Raw genomic sequence first — 20,626 nt, 5'->3', positions numbered from 1 at the left:
AAAGGTCAGGAAGCCGTGCGGTCGAAGCGCGACGCCAGCCCATCCCCGAGCCACTGGACGAGCTGCACCAGCACCAGCAGCACCACGAGGCAGCCGAGCATCACGTCGGTGCGAAAGCGCATGTAGCCGTACTTCACGGCGAGGTCGCCCAGGCCGCCGCCGCCCACCGCGCCCGCCATGGCGCTGTAGCCGAGCAGGCTGATGACCATCAGCGACGTGCCCCGCACCAGCGACGGCAGCGCCTCCGGGATGAGGACGCCGAGGATGACGCGACGGTGCGTGGCGCCCATGGCCACGGCCGCCTCCACCAGCCCGGAGTCCACCTCCCGCAGCGCCTGCTCCACCACGCGGCCCATGAAGGGAATCGCCGCCACCACCAGCGGCACGATGGCGGCCGTGGTGCCGATAGTGGTCCCCACCAGCAGCCGCGTGAGCGGGACGATGGCGACCATCAGGATGATGAACGGCACGGAGCGGCCCACGTTGACGAGCGTCCCCAGCACCCGGTTCAGCCCCGGCCGCTCCCACAGCCCACCCCGGTCCGTCACCACCAGCAGCACGCCCAGCGGCAGCCCGGCCAGCAACACCAGCACGGCGGCCACCGACGTCATGTAGAGCGTCTCTCCCGTGGCCACCCACAGGGAGCGCAGCAGCTCGCTAGACACGGGGCACCGCCAGCGTCAGGCCCTGCTCGCGGAGGAAGCCCAGCGCTCCGTCCACGGCCTCGGGCGGCCCGGTCAGCTCGAAGAGGAGCCGGCCCACCCGGGTGTCCCCCACGCGCTCCATCGAGCCCTCCAGCAGCCAGGCATCCACGCCGAAGCGCCGGGCCAGGGTGGTGAGGATGGGGCGGGTGGAGTGCTCGCCCACCAGGGACAGCTCGACCCGTTTTCCTCCGGGATGCACGGAGGCGGCCTGCTCGGCGAAGGGCGGGTAGCACAGCTCGTGCAGCCGTGTGCCGGGACGGGCGATGAGGTCCACCACCTTGCCCTGCTCCACCAGCCGCCCCTGCTCCAGCACTGCCACCGAGTCGCAGATGGCCTTCACCACGTCCATCTGGTGGGTGATGAGCAGCACCGTCAGCCCGAGCTGGCGGTTGATGTCTCGCAACAGCCCGAGCACCGAGCGCGTCGTCTCCGGGTCCAGCGCGGAGGTGGCCTCGTCGGACAGCAGGATGCGCGGGCGGGGCGCCAGGGCGCGGGCGATGCCCACCCGCTGCTTCTGCCCGCCGGAGAGCTGCGAGGGATACGCCAGCGCCTTGTCGGACAGCCCGACCAGGTCCAGCAGCTCCGCCACCCGCTCGCGGATGTACTCGCGCGGGCAGCCCGCCACCTCCAGCGGCCAGGCGACGTTGCCGGCCACCGTCCGCGAGGTGAAGAGGTTGAAGTGCTGGAAGATCATCCCGATGCCCTGCCGGGCCTCGCGCAGCTCTCCGGGGCTGAGCGACAGCATGTCCCGCCCGTCCACCCGCACCTCGCCCGCGGTGGGGCGCTCCAGCAGGTTGACGCAGCGGATGAGCGTGGACTTGCCGGCGCCGCTCTGCCCGAGCACTCCGAACACCTCGCCGTACTCCACCCGGAGCGACACGTTCCGCAGGGCCGTCACCTCGCGCGCGCCCTGCCCGTACACCTTGCTGATGCCTCGAAGCTCAATCACCACCGTGTCTCCACCTGGGCTGCTCGATTGCTGTCATGTCCACCGTGGGCTCGCGGCGGTGCGCATGGGGCCCTGCCAGGGCCTGGCGCTCCGTCACCCGCCTGCCCACAGGCGAAGCCGTGTCTTTCGGAAGGACGCTCAGCGCGCGCGAACGGACGGACCCGTGGAGGCCGGACAACACGGGCCTCGGCAACAGGTCTCGAACGTGGCAACGAACACGAGCATCGGGCTCCGGAGGTAATGCGGCCCCCGGAGCCTGTCAACCCAACCTGTCACTCACGCCGCCGCGCGCGCCGCCTGTCCCAGCGCGAGCGCAAGGTCTTCCTGCAGGTCCTCCAGTTCTTCCAATCCCACCGAGTAGCGGATGAGCGCGTCGGTGATGCCCCGCCGCTGCCGCTCGGCGGCAGGCACGGAGGCGTGCGAGTGCCGCGCCGGGACGGTGACGATGCTCTCCACCGCGCCCAGCGACACGCCGAGCAGAGGCAGCTTCAGGGCCTCCACGAAGGGCGCGGCCCACTCCTCCCGGGCGAGCCGGAACGACACCACCGCGCCGGTGCCCGGGTAGAAGACCTCCTGCACCTCGGGCCTCCCCGCGAGCCAGCCTGCGAGCGCCGCCGCCGTCTTCACCTGCCGCTCCATGCGCACCTGGAGCGTCTTGATGCCTCGCTGGAGCAGGAAGCAGTCCTGCGGCCCGAGCACCGCCCCCACCGCGTTCTGGAGGAAGTAGACCTCCTGCGCGAGCGAGGGCGTCTTCACCGCCACCGTCCCCGCGACGACGTCGCTGTGCCCTCCGAGGTACTTCGTGGCGGAGTGCACCACGACGTCCGCGCCCTCGGTGAGCGGGCGGGACACGTAGGGCGACAGGAAGGTGTTGTCCACGATGAGCAGCGCCCCGTGCGTCCGCGCGATGATGGACATGGCGGTGATGTCCGTGCGCCGGAGGAACGGGTTGCTGACGCTCTCCACCAGCAGCGCCTTGGTGTTGGGGCGGATGGCGGCGCGCACGGCGTCCGGGTTGCTCGTGTCCACGAAGGTGGCCTTGAGCCCGAAGCGACTGAAGACGCGCGTGAGCACGCGGTAGGTGCCGCCGTAACAGTCGTCGGTGACGACGAGGTGGTCCCCCGCGCTGAACAGCATCAGCACGGTGGAGATGGCCGCCATGCCGGAGCCGAAGGCAAAGGCGGCGTGGGCTTCGTCAAGCTGGGCGAGCACACCCTCCAGGGCCTTGCGCGTGGGATTGCCCGAGCGCGCGTAGTCGAACTCCCCGGGCTGGTCCAGGCCCGGCTGGTCGAACATGGACACCTGGTAGATGGGCACGGCCGCCGCGCCTGTGGCGGCGTCGAGTTCATGCCCCGTGTGCAGCAAGCGGGTGGCGAAGCGGGTGCGCACGGCGGGCTCCTTCGAGCGCCTGGGCCAGGTCGGCAACGATGTCATGGAGGTCCTCGATTCCCACGGAGAGGCGAAGCAGTCGGTCGGTGATGCCCAGCTGTTCCCGGCGCTCGACGGGGATGTCGGCGTGGGTCTGGGTGGATGGATAGGTGATGAGCGTCTCGACGCCGCCCAGTGACTCGGCGAAGAGGCAGACCTGGACGCCGGAGAGCACTCCGGGCACCAGGGCCGCGTCGGTGACGGTGAAGGACAGCATGCCGCCCACGCCGGGATAGAAGACGCGGTCCACCAGCGGGTGCGCGCCCAGCCACGCGGCCACCTCGCGCGCGTTGGCCTGGTGCTTCTCCATGCGCAGGGCCAGCGTCTTCAGCCCGCGGATGACGAGGTACGCGTCCTGCGGGCCCAGAATCGCGCCGATGCCGTTGTGCAGGTACGCGAGCCTCTCGCCCAGCGCCGCGTCCTTCACCACCAGCGCGCCCGCGACGACGTCGTTGTGCCCGGCGAGGTACTTCGTCGCGCTGTGGACGACGACGTCCGCGCCCAGCTCCAGCGGACGCTGCAGCCACGGCGTGAGGAAGGTGTTGTCGACGATGAGCAGCACCCCGGCCTGCTTCGCGATGGCCGCCACCGCCGGAAGGTCCGCCGTCTTCATCAGCGGGTTGGTGGGAGATTCCACCAGGACGGCGCGCGTGTTGGGACGCAGCGCGGCCCGCACGGCTTCCGGGCGCGTGGTGTCCACGAAGGTGCAGGGCACGTGGAGGATGCGGTCCACCAGGCGATACGTGCCGCCGTACAGGTCCTCGGTGAGGATGACGTGGTCCTCCGGCCCGAAGAGCTGGAGCACGCAGTGCAGCGCCGCCATGCCGGAGCTGAAGGCGAGGCCTCGGCTGCCGCCCTCCAGGTGGGCGAGTGCGTCCTCCAGCGCGGAGCGGGTGGGGTTCTTCGTCCGCGAGTAGTCGTAACCGGTGGACTGGCCCAGCGCGGGGTGCTGGAAGGTGGCGGACTGGTAGATGGGAACTGCGATTGCGCCGGTGGTCGGGTCCCGGCGCACGCCCGCGTGGACGAGGGCTGTGGCGAGCTTCATGAGAGGTACTCCTTCCTTCAGGGGTGGACGCGGTCAGCGGCCGCGCAGCGTCTGGGAAATCCGCAGGATGTCGGCCAGCACGCCCGAGGCCGTGACGGCGCCTCCAGCTCCCGCGCCTCGGACGGTGAGCGGGAAGTCGCTGTGGCGCGTGGTGGTGAAGGACACGAAGGACTCGGAGCCCCGGAGGTCCGCGGCGGGCTGGCCCGCCTCGACGGCCACGGGGCCCACGCGGATGACGGGCGTGCCGGTGCCCAGCTTCGACGGGTCGATGCGCGCCAGGTAGCGCAGCACCGTGCCGGACTGGCGACACCGGGCCACGCGCTCCGCGTACGCCGTGTCCAGCGCTCGCAGGCCCTGGAGGAAGTCGTCGACGGAGCCCTTCGGCTCGGCGGGGACGAAGGGCTCCAGCGCCACGTCGGAGAGGGACAGCGGCAGCCCCAGCTCGCGGGCGAGGATGAGCGCCTTGCGCGCGACGTCCGTGCCGCCCAGGTCCTCGCGCGGGTCCGGCTCCGTGAAGCCGCGCTCGCAGGCCGCGCGGACGGACACGGACAGGGGCACGCCCGCCGTCAGCTCGTTGCAGATGAAGCCCAGGCTGCCGGACAGTGACGCGGTGATGAGGCGCACGGTGTCGCCCGTGCGCACCAGGTTCGCCAGCGTGTCGATGACCGGCAGGCTGGACGCCACCGTCGTCTCGTAGTGGTAGGCCACGTGGTGGCGCCGGGCCTCGGCCAGCAGCGCCTCGCGGTCATTCCAGGGCAGCGCCAGGGGTTTCTTGTTGGCCGCCACCACGTGCACACCGCGCCGGAACGCCTCCGTGTAGAGGGCCTCCAGTCCATTCGCCGCGGTGCAGTCCACCAGGATGGGCACCGGCAGCCGCCGCAGCTCCTCCAGCAGTGGCACCAGGGAGCGCGCCTCGGGCTCCACCGGCTCGACGCGGGCGAGCCGCTCCTCCAGTCCTTCCAGCGGCAGGCCGGCCGCGTCGAACAGGGCCCGGCGGCTGTCCGCGAGCCCGACGACGCGCAGCGCGATGCCGTGCCTGTCGCGGAGCAGCGCCTGCTGTGCGCGGAGCTGCGCCAGGAGCTGACCTCCCACGGTGCCCCGGCCCAGGAGGAAGAGGCTCACCTGCTGGTGCGCCAGGTTGAAGGCCGCGTGCGTGGTGCGCACCGCGATGGCCGTGTCCGCCGCGTCGATGACACAGGAGATGGAGCGCGAGCTGGCGCCCTGCGCGCTGGCGCGCACGTTGACGCCCACCGCGCCCAGCGCGCTGAAGAAGCGCCCGGCCACGTTGGTGCCATGGCCCATCGCCTCGGCCACCAGCGTCAGCAGCGTCACCGGCTGGCGGATGCCCAGGGGCTCCACCTCGCGCCGTGCCAGCTCCTGGGACAGCTCCTGCTCCAGGGCATGCTGTGCGCGCGCCACGTCCGGACGCGGGACGACGACGGCGATGGACTGGCCATTCGCCGACTGCGCCGTCGTCCACACCGTCACCTGCGCCTCGCGCAGCGCCGCCAGCACCCGCTCACCGAGCTGGAACTGGTCGGACAGCTTGCGCACCTCGATGCCGAGCAGCGCCAGGTCCTCGCGCGTGGCGATGCACGTGGGCCGCTGGCCGTCCCGCGAGCCGATGGCGTCGATGAGGGTGCCCGGGTGGTCCGGGTGCATCGTGTTGCGGATGCGCAGGGAGATGCCCGCCTCGATGAGCGGAATCATCGTGCGCGGGTGCAGCATGCGGACGCCCACGGCCGCCAGCTCCAGGCCCTCGCCGTGCGTGAGGTGCGGGACGGGGTACGCATCCGTCACGAGGTCCGGGTCCGCCGTGTGCAGGCCCAGCACGTCCGTCCACACCGTGACTTCCGTCGCGTCGATGCCCTGCGCCACCAGGGCCGCCGTGTAGTCGGAGCCATTGCGTCCCAGCGTGGTGGTGCGCCCATCCGGCGTCGCGGCGATGAAGCCGGGGAGGACGGGCACGGACGTCCTCCAGCCCTCCACCGCCGCCTGGAGCCGCTCGCGCGTCCGGGCCACGTCCACCCGCGCCGCGCCGAACCGGTCATCCGTCACCAGCAGCTGACGCGCATCGCGGAAGGTGGCCTCGGTGCCGGCGGCCGTGAGCAGCTCGGCCAGGAGCGTGGCGGAGACCAGCTCGCCGAAGGAGAGCACCCTGTCGCGCGAGGGCGGCGAGCACTCGCGGGTGAGGGAGATGCCGTGCAGCAACTGCTGCAGGGGGGCCAGCAGCGCGTCCACGCGCGAGGCGAGCGCGGTGGACTGCTCGGGGTGCAGCGCGGCGGCGTTCGTCTTGGCGAGGTGGGCGATGCGCGCCACCACCGTGAGCGCGGGCTCCAGCTCGCCCGCCGTCGCGAGCTGGGCGGCTTCAATCAGCCAGTCCGTGGTGTCGCCCATGGCGGAGACCACGACGGCGAGGGGGCCCTGCTTCGCGTGTCTGCCAATCAGCTCGACGACCTGACGGAGCCGGCGCGGCGAGCCCACGGAGGAGCCGCCAAACTTCATCACCTGGAAGGGAGTGCTGCTCATCTGAAACCTCGGAGGGCCCAGGGCCCTGGATGAAAGGGATTGCGGACGCGAGCCCGCGCGCCGGACACACACCGGCCGTTCGCGGCGCACGCGTGCCACGGCGAAGAGAAGAGGGAGTGGAGGGAGGCGAAGCCCGGGCGGGCGCGGACTAGCGGAGGCCGCCGGGCCGGCGCATTCGAGCGCAGCCCGAGGCGCGGAGCTGGCGCATGCACGCGGCCAGGACACGGCACGACGTGAGACGGTCAGCGGTGGCGTTCAGGGATGCGGCACAGGTGGACGGAACCACGTGGGTCCTCTCTCACCGAAGCTGAGGGATGGCCTCTGCTTCGGACTCTTGGATTGCCCGTGGAGGTTTTCTCCGCGAGCCGCATCGTTTGGACACCTTGGAGGTCCGACCCCAGGTTGTCGGGCCACCGCCGTGAGGCGGGACCGCTCTGGATGCTGCGGTCCAGATAAAGGTCCTCTGCTTGCTTGTCAAGTCGCGGAGGGCCATAGCGAGAGGTGCCGTGCAGCGAGCCGCGCGGGATTTCCGTGCGAATCCACGAGGTTGTGCCCGGCCCGTGTCGCTCTTCCCTCCCGTCGCAGCCAGGCTCCCCGAAGGGGGACCGGCCGAGCACCTTCCCGGCGCGTCACAGTGTGACTGCGACAGTCACACCTGCGCGGGCTCTGTCGCGTCCAGGCCCGCGAAATCACTGGAGCCTGCGTCGGTACGCGGCTTGCGATGGAAACCGGACATGCTCGCCGTGTCCACAGCCCTGTCCCTCATGTTGGCCGCCTCTCCCGTGGACGCCTGGACGCTGGAGCGCGTGGTGGACGCGGCGGTGGCGCAGAGCCCGGAGCTGGTGGCGGCGCGAGCAGATGAGGCCGGCGCCCAGGGCGTGCGGGCGGCGGACGGCCGGTGGCTGCGCGACAACCCGGAGCTGGAGCTGGGCGTGACGAGCGACGCGCTCACCGGAGACCAGGGAGAGCTGCGCCTGGAGGCGATGCTGAGCCAGACGGTGGAGATTGCCGGACAGCGCGGCGCGCGGGTGAAGCGGGCGGAGGCCTCGCTGGAGGCGGCGGAGGCTCGGCGGCGGGTTGTGATGCTGGACGTGGCGGCGCAGGCGGTGGACGCGGCGGTGGAGCTGGAGCGGCGTGAAGCGCAGGCGCGGCTCGCGGAGGATGCGCTGGGGCTGACGCGGGCGCTGGAGGAGGCCACCGCGCGCCGCTACTCGGCGGGAGATGTGTCGGAGCTGGAGCGCAACACCTCGGCGCTGGAGCGGGCACGCGCAGAGGCGCGAGCGGCGCTGGCTCGGGCGGAGGCGGAGGCTGCGCGCGCCGCGCTGAACCGGAGGCTGGGACGCCCGGCGGCGGCTCCGCTCACGGTGGCGGTGCTGCCCTCGGGCGAGCCCGCATCATTATATACGCCCCCCTCGGAGGCCCCGGCCGCGCGTGAGTCCTTGCCGCCGAGTCAAACGCCCAGCGCACCGGGAGACCGGCCGGAGCTGCGCGCCATGCGAGCGACGCTCCCGGGGCCGCTGCTGACCGAGCGTCCGGAGCTCCAGGCGGCACGCGCGGAGGAGGCCGCGGCGAATGCAGAGGTGGACCTGCTGCGGCGCGAGCGCTTCCCGGACCCGACGCTGGCCGTGGGCTACGAGCGCGAGCGACGGCCCGAGTCCCATGGCGCGCTCACGGACCTGCACACAGAGCACCTGCTGGTCGCGCGGCTGTCGGTGCCGCTGCCGCTGTGGGAGCGCAACCAGCGCGAGCTGGCGGAGGCCCGGGCGCGGCGCTCGGCGCGTGAGGCGGAGCGCGTGGCCCGCCAGCGCGAGGTGGAGGCGGAGTCCGTCGCGGCACGCAGCGCCTTCGAAGCGGCGAGCACGGCGCATGCGGCGCTGGAGGCGGCCCGGCCCGCCATCGAGCGCAACCTCGACCTGGTGCGGCGAGCTTACGAAGGGGGCGAGCTGGGGTTGGATGCGCTGCTGTTGGCGCGGGACAGGGCCTTTGCCGCGAGACAGGATGCGGTCGACGCGGCGGCGGAGCGGGTCCGCGCGCGCACGGCATTGCTGCGAGCGGAAGGCCGGATGCCCACGGGAGGGGTGCCGCGATGAGACACACGGGCGTGAAGTCGGGTGCTCCAACGAGAGGGCAGGCCACGCGGCGAGCCTCCGCGTGGCTGCTGACGGCGGTGTGCCTGTCCCTGCCCGTCGTGGCCGGGGCACACGAGGGCGAGTCGCACGGCGCGGCTCCCGCGAGGGTCCCCATGCAGGAGGCGCTGCATGTGCTCGCGGCGACGGGCGACGTGTTCGAGGTGGTGCTCAAGCACCCGGAGCAGCCGACGGGTCCGAAGACGCCGCTGCGACTCCTGGTGGCGGACAGCATGACGAACGCGCCCGTGAGTGGCGCCCAGGTGGAGCTGACGCTGACCGGCGCGGCCGTGCAGTCGCTGGTGCCGAGGATGGAGTCGCCGGGTGTCTACGTGGCCGAGGCGGAGCTGAAGCCCGAGCAGGAGCTGGTGGCGGTGGCGACCGTGACGCGAGGTGACTCGGTGGATGTGCTGGCGCTGGGGACGGTGCACGTGGACGCGGAGACGTCCGAGGGTTCCGAGGACCACGAGCATGCCGACGGCTGGCTTGCCTGGGGAGTGGCGGGCGGCGTGGCGCTGATGGTGGGAGCGGGTGCATGGTGGGTGTCGCGCCGCAAGAGGGGGATGCTGTGAGTGGAGTGGTGACCTTGTCCTCCCCGTCGCGTGCGCTGCTGCTCGTATCCTTTATATGTGCCGCGCTCGGTGTGCTCCCCGAGGCCCACGCGCACGAGGGTGAGAACCACCTGCCGCTGCGGCCCGAGCAGCAGCAGCCCGTCATCCCCGGCATGGCCTTCACCGTGCCGAAGGAGACGCAGTTCCTCCTGGAGGTGCGCACGCAGCGGGCCGTGGTGCGCTCGCTGGAGTCGCGGCTGGTGGCTCCCGGGAAGGTGGTGCCGCGCACGGACCGCTATGCGCAGGTCTCCGCGCCGGTGGCGGGCCGCGTGGTGGCCTCCGGGGCGTCGGTGCCGCTGGTGGGGCAGCGGGTGAAGCGCGGCCAGGTGCTGGCGCTGGTGCAGCAGAGCCTGTCCGCCTCCGAGGCGACGGGCATCTCCACGGGCTACATCCAGGCGGAGGCGGAGGCGTCTCGCGCGCAGGCGACGCTGGAGCAGGCGCGTCGTGACCTGGCGCGCCTGGAGTCACTCCAGGGCGTGGTGGCGGAGAAGGAAGTGCAGCAGGCCCGGCTGGGCGTGAGCACGGCGGAGCAGGAGCTGGGGCGTGCGAAGGCCGCGAGGGATCTGCTCGCTGGCGCGCGCCTGGGGCAGGGCGCGGCGCGCTACTCGCTGGTGGCGCCCATCGACGGCGTGCTGGTGGAGGCGCGGGCCACGGTGGGTGAGCAGGTGGACCCGTCGCGCCCGCTCTTCGCGGTGCTGGACGCCTCCGTCATCTGGGTGGACGCGCGCGTGTACGAGGGCGACGTGGCACGCGTGGAGGGGGCCTCCGGCGCGCTGGTGGCCACGCCCGCGTACGAGGGCAAGCACTTCGCGGCGCGGCTGTACCACGTGGGCCAGGTGGTGGAGGAGGACTCGCGCAGCGTGCGCGTGCTCTTCGAGGCGGACAACCGCGAGGGCCGCCTGCGGCCGGGCATGTTCGTGGACGTGGCCATCGGCGAGGGCGGCCGGCGGGACGCGGTGGCGGTGCCCGCCGCCGCCGTCCTCGAGGAGGAGGGCCGCACCTATGTCTTCGTCCACACCGCGCCCGAGGCGTTCGAGCTCCGGTCAGTGGTGGTCGGCGGCCGTGATGGCGAGTGGCGCGAGGTGCGCGACGGCCTGAGGCAGGGCGAGCGGGTGGTGGTGGGTGGCGTCGCGGCGCTGCGCATGGCTCGCGGGGGCGCCAGATGATTGACCACGTCATCCTGACGGCGCTGCGTCACCGCCTCTTCGTGGTGCTGGCGGCGGTGGCGCTGCTGCTCTACGGCGGCTGGGCCGTCACGCGCCTGCCCGTGGACGTGTTCCCCGACCTCAACCGTCCCACGGTGACGGTGATGACGGAGGCGGGCGGGCTGTCTCCGGAAGAAGTGGAGACGCTCGTCACCACGCCGATTGAAACGGCGATGAATGGAGCGCCGGGGGTGCAGCGCGTGCGCTCGTCGTCGGGCGTGGGCCTGTCCATCGTCTACGTGGAGTTCGACTGGGGCACGGACATCTACCTGGACCGGCAGCTCGTGTCGGAGCGGCTCCAGGTGGCGCGCGAGCGGCTGCCGCGCGACGTGACGCCGCACCTGGCGCCGGTGTCCTCCATCATGGGCGAAATCCTCCTGCTCGGCGTGCAGAGCGAGGGCGACGCCACCTCGCCGCTGGAGCTGCGCTCGCTGGCGGACTGGACGCTCCGCCAGCGCCTGCTGACGATTCCGGGCATCGCCCAGGTGACGGTGCTGGGCGGCGGCGTGAAGCAGCTCCAGGTGCGGGTGCAGCCCGAGAAGCTGCTCGCCTTCGGCCTCACCTTCGAGGACGTGGAGCGCGCGGCCGGGTTTTCACAGGGCAACACCACCGGCGGCTTCGTGGAGAAGGGCGGCCGCGAGTACCTGGTGCGCAACCTCGCGCGCAGCGCGTCGGTGGAGGACCTGGCGGGCACGGTGGTGGCGGTGCGGGATGGGGTGCCGGTGCGCCTGTCTCAGGTGGCCGACGTCGTGGTGGGCCCGGCCGTGAAGCGCGGCGACGGCGGGATGAACGGCCGCCCCGCGGTCATCCTCGCGGTGCAGAAGCAGCCCGGGGCCAGCACGCTGGATCTCACCGACAAGGTGGAAGCGGCGATGAAGGAGCTGCAGGGCACGCTCCCGAAGGACGTGCGGGTGGAGCCGCTGTTCCGGCAGGCGGACTTCATCCACGCCGCCATCGGCAACGTGGCGGAGGCGCTGCGCGACGGCGCGCTGCTCGTGGTGCTGGTGCTCTTCCTCTTCCTGGTCAACCTGCGCACCACGGCGATAACGCTCACCGCGATTCCGCTGTCCCTGGTCATCACCGCGCTGGTGATGAAGGCCTTCGGCCTGTCCATCAACACGCTGACGCTGGGCGGGCTCGCCGTCGCCGTGGGCGAGCTGGTGGACGATGCCATCGTCGACGTGGAGAACGTCTACCGGCGCCTGAAGGAGAACCGGGCGAAGGCGCACCCGGAGCCCCCGCTGCGCGTCATCTTCAAGGCCTCGTCGGAGGTCCGCGGCTCCATCGTCTTCGCCACGCTCATCGTGGTGCTGGTGTTCGTCCCGCTGTTCGCGCTGGGTGGCATCGAGGGCCGGCTCTTCGCGCCGCTGGGCGTGGCGTACATCGTGTCCATCCTCGCGTCGCTGCTGGTGTCGCTCACGGTGACGCCGGCCTTGTGCGCGTACCTGCTGCCGAAGGGCCGCTTCCTGGAGCACGGCGACGGCGCGCTCGTGCGGTGGCTGAAGGCGCGGGCGCGGCGGGTGCTGGACGTGGCGCTGGCGCATCCCCGCCCGGTGATGACGGGCGCGGCGGTGCTGGTGTTCGCGGCGGCGGCGGTGGTGCCCTTCCTGGGGCGCTCCTTCCTGCCTCCCTTCAACGAGGGCACCGCGACGGTGACGGTGGTGGCGCCGCCCGGCACGTCGCTGGAGGAGTCCAACCGCTTCGGGTTGCTGGCGGAGCGCCTGGTGGCCGCCGTGCCCGAGGTGAAGACGGTGGGCCGGCGCACCGGTCGCGCCGAGCAGGACGAGCACGCGGAAGGGGTGCACTACTCGGAGCTGGACGTGGACTTCAAGGAAGGGGGCCGGCCTCGCGAGGAGGTGCTGGCCGACCTCCGTCAGCAGCTGTCCGTGCTCCCCGGCATGTCCGTGTCCGTGGGGCAGCCCATCTCCCACCGGCTGGACCACCTGCTGTCGGGCATCCGCGCGCAGGTGGCGGTGAAGCTCTTCGGGCAGGACCTGGACGTGCTGCGTGCCAAGGCGGAGGAGGTCCGCGCGCTGATGGCGGGCGTGCCGGGCATCGTGGACCTGCAGGTGGAGCAGCAGACGCTGATTCCGCAGCTCCAGGTGAAGCTGAAGCGCGACGAGGCCTCGCGGCTGGGCGTGCAGCCCGGCGCCATGGCGGAGCAGCTGGAGAAGGCCTTCAACGGCGTGGTGGTGGGGCAGGTGCTGGAGGGCCAGCGCACCTTCGACGTGCTCGTGCGGTACGACGAGCGGGCGCGGGTGGACGCGGAGGCGTTCCGGCGGGCGCTGGTGGACACGCCCTCGGGAGCACGGGTGCCGGTGGCGGCGGTGGCCGAGGTGGTGGAGTCACAGGGCCCGAACGTCATCCACCACGACCACCTGCAGCGGCGCATCGTGGTGATGGCCAACGTTGCGGGCCGGGACCTGGGCAGCGCGGTGGAGGAGGTGCGTGAGAAGGTGGCCGCGCAGGTGACGCTGCCGCCGGGCGCCTTCGTCACCTACGAGGGTCAGTTCGAGAGCCAGCAGTCGGCGACGCGGCTCATCGCGCTGCTGTCGCTGCTGTCCTTGGGGGGCATGTTCCTGGTGCTGTACGCGCACTTCCGCTCGGTGCGGCTGGTGCTCCAGGTGATGCTCAACATCCCGCTGGCGCTGGTGGGCAGCGTGACGGCGGTGGTGCTCACCGGGCAGCCGCTGTCGGTGGCGACGCTGGTGGGCTTCATCACCCTGTGCGGCATCGCCAGCCGCAACACCATCATGCTCATCTCCCACTACCTGCACCTGGTGGAGGTGGAGGGCGAGACGTTCAGCAGGGAGCTGGTGCTGCGCGGCTCACTGGAGCGGCTGGTGCCGGTGCTGATGACGGCGCTGACGGCGGGGCTGGCGCTGGTGCCGCTGGCGCTCGCGGCGGGCGCGCCGGGCAAGGAAATCCTGCACCCGGTGGCGACGGTCATCCTCGGGGGGCTCATCAGCTCCACGCTGCTGGACCTGCTCGTCACGCCGGCCGTGTTCTACCGCTTCGGGCGTCCAGCCCTGGAGCGCTACCTGGCGCGCAAGGCGGCGGCGCGCGCCGAAGAAGACACCGCGCTCCCGGCGGCAGTGCCTCCGGCGGAGCGGCTCGCGAGCTCGACACTGTGAAGGCGGGCACCGTGAGGGACATGGGAGGAAGTTCGATGGGGAAGCGAATCATCGCGGTGGTGATGGCGGCGGGGCTGGTGGCCGCGTGCAGCAAGAAGGACGCGCCCGCCGAGGCACCTGCACCGTCGGCCACGCAGGCGAAGCCGCACGACGAAGCGGTGCCTCACTCGCACGATGGGACGGCGCCGCACGCTCACGCCGCGGCGCAGCCTCATGCCCATATCTCGCCGCATGGCGGGCTGGTGGAGTCCACCCAGCGCGGGCACATGGAGCTGGTGGCGACGCGTGGAGGCTCCTATCGCGTCTACCTGCTGGATGAGGACCTCAACGTACGTCCGGTGGAGGGCGCGAGCGGCTCGGTGAAGGTGGCGAAGAGCGGCTACCCGGACGTGAAGCTGGCTCCCGCGGGAGACCACCTCGCGGGCCAGGGGCCGGAGCACTCGGACGAGCACCTGACCATGGTGGTGACGGTGGTGGTCGGCGGGAAGCCCGAGGTGGCGCGCTTCGCCGCGCACCTGGAGGCGCACGGACACGGGCCCGCGGGCACCTCGGCTCCGACGATGCAGGCGCACGACCACACGCCGCTGCACGGCGGCATCGTGGCGATGAGCGGCGAGACCCACCTGGAGGTGCTGTCCCTGAGGTCCGGCGAGGTGCGAGTCTGGGTGACGGACGCCTTTCGCCGGCCGGTGTCGCTGGAGGGGAAGAAGGGCACGGTGGAGGTGGCGGGGACGTCGGCGCCGCTGGTGCCGTCGGGAGAGTTCCTCACCGGCAGGCTGCCTCCCGCCGAGGGCGAGCGCGAGGTGACGGTGCGCCTGCCCATGCCGGATGACCCGGAGTACTTCATCGGCTTCCTGCTGACGCCCGTGGACGCACCGAAGGCACCCACGACGGCGGCGGCGAAGGATGGCGCGGTGCAGGAGGTGACCATCACCGTGCAGGGGGGCTACCAGCCCAGCGAGGTGACGCTGAAGCAGGGCGTGCCCGCGCGCCTGCGCTTCGTGCGCAAGGACTCGGGCGGGTGCGGTGACGTGCTCCGCATCCCCGACTTCAGCATCCAGCAGCCGCTGCCCGGGCTGACGGAGACGGTGGTGGCGTTCGTCCCGGACAAGGTGGGCACGTTCACCTTCACCTGCGGCATGGAGATGATGAAGGGCACGCTGGTGGTGCGATGAGCACGGCGGAGGCCAGCGTGGAGTCGGCGACGGACGAGGCCGTGGTGCAGGCGCTGGTGGGCAATCACCGCCAGTTCCTCGGCTTCCTGGAGCGGCGCGTGGGGAGCCGGGCCGTAGCGGAGGAGTTGCTCCAGGCGGCCTTCGTGAAGACCCTGGAGAAGGGCGGGGCGCTGCACGACGGTGAGGGCGCGGTGACGTGGTTCTACCGGCTGCTGCGCAACGCGCTGGTGGACCACTACCGCAAGCAGGCCGCGGAAGGACGCGCGCTGGAGCGCGAGGCCCGTGAGGCCACGGAGGCCAGCGAGGACCCGGAGCTGAAGACCGCCGTGTGCGCCTGCGTGGGAGAGCTGCTGCCCACGCTGAAGCCCGAGTACGCGGAGCTGGTGCGCAAGGTGGACCTGGAGGAGCGCGGCGTGCCGGACGTGGCGCGGGAGGCGGGCATCACCGCCAACAACGCGGGCGTGCGACTGCACCGGGCCCGGCAGGCGCTGAAGAAGCAGCTGGAGCGGAGCTGTGGCACCTGTGCCTCGCACGGCTGCCTGGACTGCTCGTGCAAGAAGTCCCGCGCCTGAGCCGGGAGAAGGCCTTGCCGGCGGCCTCGGCCCCTCGTTATCCTTCGTGAAGGTGCCGAGGGGCGCCTGACCCGAAAAAGACGACGTCACCCTCCCGCTTCACCCCATAGCCCGACAGTTCTCGCTCAGTTCCTTCCGCGGCCCGTTTCTCGGGTAAGGGCCGCTCGTTAGGGACGTGCCATGGGAACCGTCGCACCGCTCTCCTTCCAGGAATGCAAGGTCCGCGCATCGCTCCTGCTCAAGGAGCTGTGCTCGCAGGACGCTGCGCGCTCCAGGCGGGCGGCCGAGCGGCTGCTCACGCTGCCCGTCTTCGCGTCCCTGTCGCCGGCCGAGCTGCTGTCCCGACGGGACTCGGTGCAGCGCAAGCATGTGCTGGCGCTCATCGCCCGGGAGCAGGGCTTCGCCTCCTGGGTGGACTTGAAGGCCGCGCGCGAGGCGGAGGCCGCGTCCAGCGTGGACTTCGAGGCGCTGCTGTCCCGCGTCGGCGGCGTCTTCCTCAACCGCTGGTTCAACACCTACGACGAAGCACTGGCCTCGCTGCGACGGGAGGGCGGCTACCTCGTCCCCTTCCGGCAGCAGTTCTTCGTCTGCGGGCCCGACGTGCTGACGGCACTGGGCGTGGACCTGGCGGACCCCGACTGGGCACTGGCGGGTCCCGACTGGCTGGCGCCGAAGAACGGGGCCGCCCATGACCGGCTCGCATCGCGCCTCACGCGTCTCGCCGAAGCCTCTCGCGCTTTGAAGCGCGCTCCCTCTCTCTCACGCAGGAAGGCACCCATGTCGTCGAATGAAGCGCCCATGTCCCCGCCGCCGCAGCCGGGCGGCGGCAAGCCCACGCGCGCCGAGCTGAAGCGCGCCTACAAGGAGAAGCCGCCCCCCATGGGAGTGTTCGCCGTGCGCAACCGCGCCAATGGCAAGGTCCTGGTGGGGACCAGCATGAACATCCCGGGCATGCTCAACCGCATCCGCTTCGAGCTGACCACCGGCATGGGGCGCTTCCCCGAGCTGCTGGAGGACTGGAGGCGCTACGGCGCCGACAGCTTCTCCTTCGACGTGCTCGATGTGCTGGAGCCCTCCGAGGAGCCCGGTGCGGACCCGAAGGAGGAGCTGAAGGTGCTGGAGGCGCTCTGGCTGGACCGGCTCAAGCCCTACGGTGACGCGGGCTACAACAAGCCCCCGCCAGCGTGAGTGGGCGGGACGGGGGCCTGGTCCTGCCGTCCTGGAGGATGACGATTACTTCTCCTGGAGGCTCCAGCTGTAAGAGCCGGAGAGGTGCCTCGTTTTCCCGGGCGAAAGGAGCACAGCAGCCCCATGTCCCACTCCCATTCGCACCCGCACCTGCACGGCGGTCCCACGCCGCCTCCCCCCACGAGCGAGGAGGCGCATGCCATCGACCCCATCTGCGGCATGAAGGTGGACCCACGTGCCCCGAAGGGCGGCAGCCTGGAGCACGAGGGCCGCACCTTCTACTTCTGCAACGCGAAGTGCCGGGAGCGCTTCCGCGCGGACCCGGCGCGCTACCTCACGCCCGCGCAGGCCGAGCCGCCCCCCGCGCCCGCGGCCCCCGGCACGCTGTACGTGTGCCCCATGGACCCGGAGGTGCGGCAGGACCACCCGGGGGCCTGCCCGAAGTGCGGCATGGCGCTGGAGCCCGAGTCCCCGCCCACGCTCGAGGCGCGCGTCGAGTACGTGTGCCCCATGCACCCGGAGGTGGTGCGCGAGGGGCCGGGGAGCTGCCCCATCTGCGGCATGGCGCTGGAGCCGCGCACCGTGCTGCCCGATCAGGCGCCGGACCCCGAGCTCCAGTCCATGCGGCTGCGCTTCCGCGTGGGCCTGGGGCTCACCGTGCCGCTGCTCGTGCTGGCCATGTCGGACATGATTCCCGGGCAGCCCGTGCAGCACGCGGTGCCCGCGTCGGTGCTGGCGTGGGCGCAATTGGTGCTGGCCACGCCGGTGGTGCTCTGGGGCGGCTGGCCCTTCTTCCAGCGTGGGTGGGCCTCGGTGCGCAACCGGCACCTCAACATGTTCACGCTCATCGCGCTGGGCACGGGCGCGGCGTACCTCTTCAGCGTCTTCGCCACGCTGCTGCCTGACGTGCTGCCGCACGGGCTGCGCACGGGGCATGGGGGCTCGGCGCCGCTCTACTTCGAGGCCGCCGCCGTCATCGTCACCCTGGTGGCGCTGGGACAGGTGCTGGAGCTGCGGGCCCGGCACGCCACCTCGGGAGCGCTGCGCGCGCTGCTGAGCCTGGCGCCCGCCGTGGCGCGCCGCGTGCGCGACGACGGGCACGAGGACGACGTGCCGCTCACGCACGTCCACGTGGGGGACCGGCTGCGCGTGCGCCCCGGTGAGAAGGTGCCGGTGGACGGCGTGGTGCTGGAGGGCGCCAGCGCGGTGGACGAGTCCATGGTGACGGGCGAGTCCCTCCCGGTGGAGAAGACGCCGGGCGAGAAGGTGACGGGCGGCACGGTGAATGGCACGGGCTCGCTGGTGATGCGGGCGGAGCGGGTGGGGAAGGACACGCTGCTGTCGCGCATCGTCCAGCGGGTGAGCGAGGCGCAGCGCACCCGTGCGCCGATTCAGCGGCTGGCGGACAAGGTGGCGGCGGTCTTCGTCCCGGTGGTCATCGTGGTGGCGGTGGTGACGGCGGTGGTGTGGGGCGTGTGGGGCCCGGAGCCCCGGCTGGCGCATGCGCTGGTCAACGCGGTGGCGGTGCTCATCATCGCCTGCCCGTGCGCGCTGGGCCTGGCCACGCCCATGTCCGTGATGGTGGGCACGGGGCGGGGTGCACAGGCGGGAGTCCTCATCCGCGACGCGGCGGCGCTGGAGCGACTGGAGGCGGTGGACACGCTGGTGGTGGACAAGACGGGCACGCTCACGGAGGGCAAGCCGAAGCTGGTGTCGGTGGTGCCGGCGGCGGGGCTCGACGAGGCACGCCTGCTGGCGTTGGCCGCGAGCCTGGAGCGCGGCAGCGAGCACCCGCTGGCGGCAGCCATCGTGGAGGGCGCGAAGGAGCGGGGCGTCCCGCTGTCGAAGGTGGAGGACTTCCGCTCGCACACGGGGCAGGGCGTCACGGGGCGGGTGGACGGTGCCGTGGTGGCGCTGGGGAACGCGGCGCTGATGACCACGCAGGGCGCGGGCGCGGGCGAGCTGGGGGCCCGTGCAGAGGCGCTGCGCGGCGAGGGCCAGACGGTGGTGCTGGTGGCGGTGGACGGGCGGATGGCGGGGCTGCTCGGCGTGGCGGACCCGGTGAAGGCGTCCACGCCGGAGGCGCTGGAGTTGCTGCGCGCGGAGGGCCTGCGCGTGGTGATGCTCACGGGGGACAGTGAGACGACGGCGCAGGCGGTGGCGCGGCGGCTGGGCATCTCCGACGTCATCGCCGGGGTGCTGCCGGAGGCGAAGGGCGACGTGGTGCGGAGGCTCCAGCGGGAGGGGCGGGTGGTGGCCATGGCGGGTGACGGCGTCAACGACGCGCCCGCGCTGGCGCAGGCGGACGTGGGCATCGCGATGGGGACGGGGACGGACATCGCGATGGAGAGCGCGGGCGTCACGCTGGTGAAGGGAGACCTGCGGGCCATCGCCCGGGCGCGGAGGCTGAGCCGGGGCACGCTGGGCAACATCCGGCAGAACCTCTTCTTCGCCTTCATCTACAACCTGCTGGGGGTGCCGCTGGCGGCGGGCGTGCTGTATCCGTTCTTCGGCCTGCTGCTCAGTCCCATCTTCGCCAGCGCGGCGATGAGCCTCTCGTCGGTGTCGGTCATCGCCAACGCGCTCCGGCTGCGGAAGCTGGGGCTGTAGCCCTACGAGGCGCGGCACCGGGTCCGGGCGAGGTCGTCTGCTCGTGGCCCGCCTCTTGAGGCGGCGAGCCTGGAACCCGTCCCCCGCCGCGGGCGCCTGGCCCGGTGGACGCCCGACGAGCCGCCAGCCTGCCGAGCTCGCTTCTGCTGGAGCCACACCTGTGTAGGGGCTCCGAGGGTCTCCCGGGGCCGAGGCCGCTTCCGGACGTACATCGGCAGGCGTGCATCGGCCGTCCGCCCCATTAGACTGCCCCGTATGACTTCTCGCGAGGAGGCGCGCACCCCCGGTGCGCCCGCCGGTCACGTCTCCGTCGTCCACCTGCCGAACGCCTGGTTCATCCTCTGCGCCTCGAGCGAGCTGGGAAGCAAACCCCTGGCGCGCACGCTCCAGGGCACGCCCCTGGTCCTCTTCCGGGGCGAGGGCGGCAAGCCCGCGGCCCTGGTGGACCGCTGCCCGCACCGCAACGTGCCCCTGTCCCTGGGCCGCGTGAAGGAAGGCCAGCTCCAGTGCGGCTACCACGGCTGGCGCTTCGACGGGGCAGGGCAGTGCCGCGCCATCCCCGGCTTCCTCGGCGAGCCCGGCGCGCGAGCCCGCTGCGCCACCGCGCATGCCACCCGTGAGCAGGACGGCTTCGTCTGGGTCTACTCCACCGCCGGAGTGGAGCCGACGACGGAGCCCTACCGCTTCCCGCTGCTGGACGCGCGCGAGTACACCACGGTGCGCCGCATCCTCCGCGCCCCGGGCTCGCTGCACTCCACGCTGGAGAACACGCTGGACGTGCCACACACCGCGTACCTCCACGGCGGCCTGTTCCGCACGGAGGAGAAGCGGAACGAGATTGACGTGGTGGTACGCCGGAGCGCCGACAAGGTGGAGGCCGAGTACATCGGCGAGCCGCGCCCCAGCGGCATCGTGGGCAAGCTGCTGGCGCCGGGCGGCGGGGTGGTGCAGCACTGGGACCGCTTCTTGATGCCGTCCATCGCGCAGGTGGAGTACCGCATCGGCGACGGCAGCCACATCATCGTCACCTCGGCGATGACGCCCGTGTCGGACTGGGACACGCTGGTCTACGCGGTGGTGACGTTCCGCCTGCCGCTGCCTCGCTGGCTGACGCGCGCGGTGCTCCCGCTGGCCATGCCGGTGGCGCTCCACATCTTCAGCCAGGACGTGCGCATCCTGAAGCTCCAGACGGAGACCATCCGCCGCTTCGGCACGGAGACGTACGCGTCCACCGAGATTGACGTGCTCGGGCCGGGCATCCTCCGCCTGCTGCGCGCCGCGGAGAAGGAGAAGCCCGGCGCGGTGGGCGACGCCGTCCACGAGACGCGCTTGAAGATGCGGACCTGAGGC

The 20,626-nt window shown here is 72.1% G+C and carries 14 protein-coding genes and 1 riboswitch; of the genes, 9 read left to right on the top strand and 5 right to left on the bottom strand.

The features are described 5' to 3' along the window. Positions 1 to 5 precede the first annotated feature (5 nt). From LXT23_RS00260 to thrA, 5 genes are all read right to left on the bottom strand, one after another. Positions 6 to 665 carry a methionine ABC transporter permease gene (locus LXT23_RS00260; RefSeq protein ID WP_253978007.1) on the bottom strand — a complete coding sequence of 220 codons (660 nt, stop codon included), beginning with the start codon at positions 663 to 665 and terminating at the stop codon, positions 6 to 8. Then, positions 658 to 1,653, bottom strand: a complete 996-nt coding sequence (locus LXT23_RS00255) for a methionine ABC transporter ATP-binding protein (RefSeq protein WP_253978006.1) — start codon at positions 1,651 to 1,653, stop codon at positions 658 to 660. Before LXT23_RS00255 ends, LXT23_RS00260 begins: the two co-directional genes overlap by 8 nt. Positions 1,654 to 1,929: 276 nt before the next feature. Beyond that, the gene (locus LXT23_RS00250) at positions 1,930 to 3,087 is read right to left on the bottom strand and encodes a trans-sulfuration enzyme family protein (protein ID WP_253978005.1); all 1,158 of its coding nucleotides are present in this window, start codon (positions 3,085 to 3,087) and stop codon (positions 1,930 to 1,932) included. Beyond that, a complete protein-coding gene (locus LXT23_RS00245) occupies positions 2,999 to 4,126 on the bottom strand; it encodes an aminotransferase class I/II-fold pyridoxal phosphate-dependent enzyme (protein WP_253978004.1) in 1,128 nt (375 codons plus the stop codon). Before LXT23_RS00245 ends, LXT23_RS00250 begins: the two co-directional genes overlap by 89 nt. A 33-nt stretch (positions 4,127 to 4,159) precedes the next feature. Further along, entirely contained in the window at positions 4,160 to 6,655 is a 2,496-nt protein-coding gene (gene thrA, locus LXT23_RS00240) for a bifunctional aspartate kinase/homoserine dehydrogenase I (RefSeq protein WP_253978003.1), read from the bottom strand. A gap of 325 nt (positions 6,656 to 6,980) precedes the next feature. Next, a riboswitch (SAM-I-IV-variant riboswitch) is annotated at positions 6,981 to 7,102 on the bottom strand. Between the two features lie 287 nt (positions 7,103 to 7,389). Here thrA and LXT23_RS00235 point away from each other — a divergent pair. From LXT23_RS00235 to LXT23_RS00195, 9 genes are all read left to right on the top strand, one after another. Next, positions 7,390 to 8,745 carry a TolC family protein gene (locus LXT23_RS00235; RefSeq protein ID WP_253978002.1) on the top strand — a complete coding sequence of 452 codons (1,356 nt, stop codon included), beginning with the start codon at positions 7,390 to 7,392 and terminating at the stop codon, positions 8,743 to 8,745. After that, positions 8,742 to 9,353, top strand: a complete 612-nt coding sequence (locus LXT23_RS00230) for a hypothetical protein (protein ID WP_253978001.1) — start codon at positions 8,742 to 8,744, stop codon at positions 9,351 to 9,353. Before LXT23_RS00235 ends, LXT23_RS00230 begins: the two co-directional genes overlap by 4 nt. 14 nt (positions 9,354 to 9,367) lie before the next feature. Next, complete coding sequence (locus tag LXT23_RS00225) at positions 9,368 to 10,558, top strand: efflux RND transporter periplasmic adaptor subunit (RefSeq protein ID WP_253978000.1); 1,191 nt, start codon at positions 9,368 to 9,370, stop codon at positions 10,556 to 10,558. Next, entirely contained in the window at positions 10,555 to 13,731 is a 3,177-nt protein-coding gene (locus LXT23_RS00220; RefSeq protein ID WP_253977999.1) for an efflux RND transporter permease subunit, read from the top strand. The genes LXT23_RS00225 and LXT23_RS00220 overlap by 4 nt, the downstream gene beginning before the upstream one ends. A 35-nt stretch (positions 13,732 to 13,766) precedes the next feature. Beyond that, complete coding sequence (locus LXT23_RS00215) at positions 13,767 to 14,906, top strand: cupredoxin domain-containing protein (RefSeq protein ID WP_253977998.1); 1,140 nt, start codon at positions 13,767 to 13,769, stop codon at positions 14,904 to 14,906. Beyond that, complete coding sequence (locus tag LXT23_RS00210; RefSeq protein ID WP_253977997.1) at positions 14,903 to 15,478, top strand: RNA polymerase sigma factor; 576 nt, start codon at positions 14,903 to 14,905, stop codon at positions 15,476 to 15,478. Before LXT23_RS00215 ends, LXT23_RS00210 begins: the two co-directional genes overlap by 4 nt. A gap of 180 nt (positions 15,479 to 15,658) precedes the next feature. Continuing rightward, the gene (locus LXT23_RS00205; RefSeq protein WP_253977996.1) at positions 15,659 to 16,666 is read left to right on the top strand and encodes a GIY-YIG nuclease family protein; all 1,008 of its coding nucleotides are present in this window, start codon (positions 15,659 to 15,661) and stop codon (positions 16,664 to 16,666) included. A 123-nt stretch (positions 16,667 to 16,789) separates the two neighbouring features. Continuing rightward, positions 16,790 to 19,276 (top strand): heavy metal translocating P-type ATPase, encoded by a 2,487-nt coding sequence (locus LXT23_RS00200; protein WP_253977995.1) that lies wholly within the window; start codon positions 16,790 to 16,792, stop codon positions 19,274 to 19,276. A gap of 255 nt (positions 19,277 to 19,531) precedes the next feature. Further along, positions 19,532 to 20,623, top strand: coding sequence for an aromatic ring-hydroxylating oxygenase subunit alpha (locus tag LXT23_RS00195; RefSeq protein ID WP_253977994.1), 1,092 nt, complete (start codon positions 19,532 to 19,534; stop codon positions 20,621 to 20,623). Positions 20,624 to 20,626: the final 3 nt, after the last annotated feature.

Origin of the sequence: Pyxidicoccus xibeiensis (genome assembly GCF_024198175.1) — a bacterium.
In the GTDB taxonomy this organism is placed as follows: Bacteria; Myxococcota; Myxococcia; order Myxococcales; family Myxococcaceae; genus Myxococcus; species Myxococcus xibeiensis.
The sequence above is the reverse complement of the archived record's forward strand: the minus strand, read 5'-3'. Positions and strand labels throughout refer to the sequence as shown.

Coding starts and splice junctions, on each gene's coding strand:
- LXT23_RS00250 (WP_253978005.1), bottom strand. CDS start 3,087: ATGACATCGTTGCCGACCTGGCCCAGGCGCTCGAAGGAGCCCGCCGTG.
- LXT23_RS00245 (WP_253978004.1), bottom strand. CDS start 4,126: ATGAAGCTCGCCACAGCCCTCGTCCACGCGGGCGTGCGCCGGGACCCG.
- thrA (WP_253978003.1), bottom strand. CDS start 6,655: ATGAGCAGCACTCCCTTCCAGGTGATGAAGTTTGGCGGCTCCTCCGTG.
- LXT23_RS00235 (WP_253978002.1), top strand. CDS start 7,390: ATGCTCGCCGTGTCCACAGCCCTGTCCCTCATGTTGGCCGCCTCTCCC.
- LXT23_RS00230 (WP_253978001.1), top strand. CDS start 8,742: ATGAGACACACGGGCGTGAAGTCGGGTGCTCCAACGAGAGGGCAGGCC.
- LXT23_RS00220 (WP_253977999.1), top strand. CDS start 10,555: ATGATTGACCACGTCATCCTGACGGCGCTGCGTCACCGCCTCTTCGTG.
- LXT23_RS00215 (WP_253977998.1), top strand. CDS start 13,767: ATGGGGAAGCGAATCATCGCGGTGGTGATGGCGGCGGGGCTGGTGGCC.
- LXT23_RS00210 (WP_253977997.1), top strand. CDS start 14,903: ATGAGCACGGCGGAGGCCAGCGTGGAGTCGGCGACGGACGAGGCCGTG.
- LXT23_RS00205 (WP_253977996.1), top strand. CDS start 15,659: ATGGGAACCGTCGCACCGCTCTCCTTCCAGGAATGCAAGGTCCGCGCA.
- LXT23_RS00200 (WP_253977995.1), top strand. CDS start 16,790: ATGTCCCACTCCCATTCGCACCCGCACCTGCACGGCGGTCCCACGCCG.
- LXT23_RS00195 (WP_253977994.1), top strand. CDS start 19,532: ATGACTTCTCGCGAGGAGGCGCGCACCCCCGGTGCGCCCGCCGGTCAC.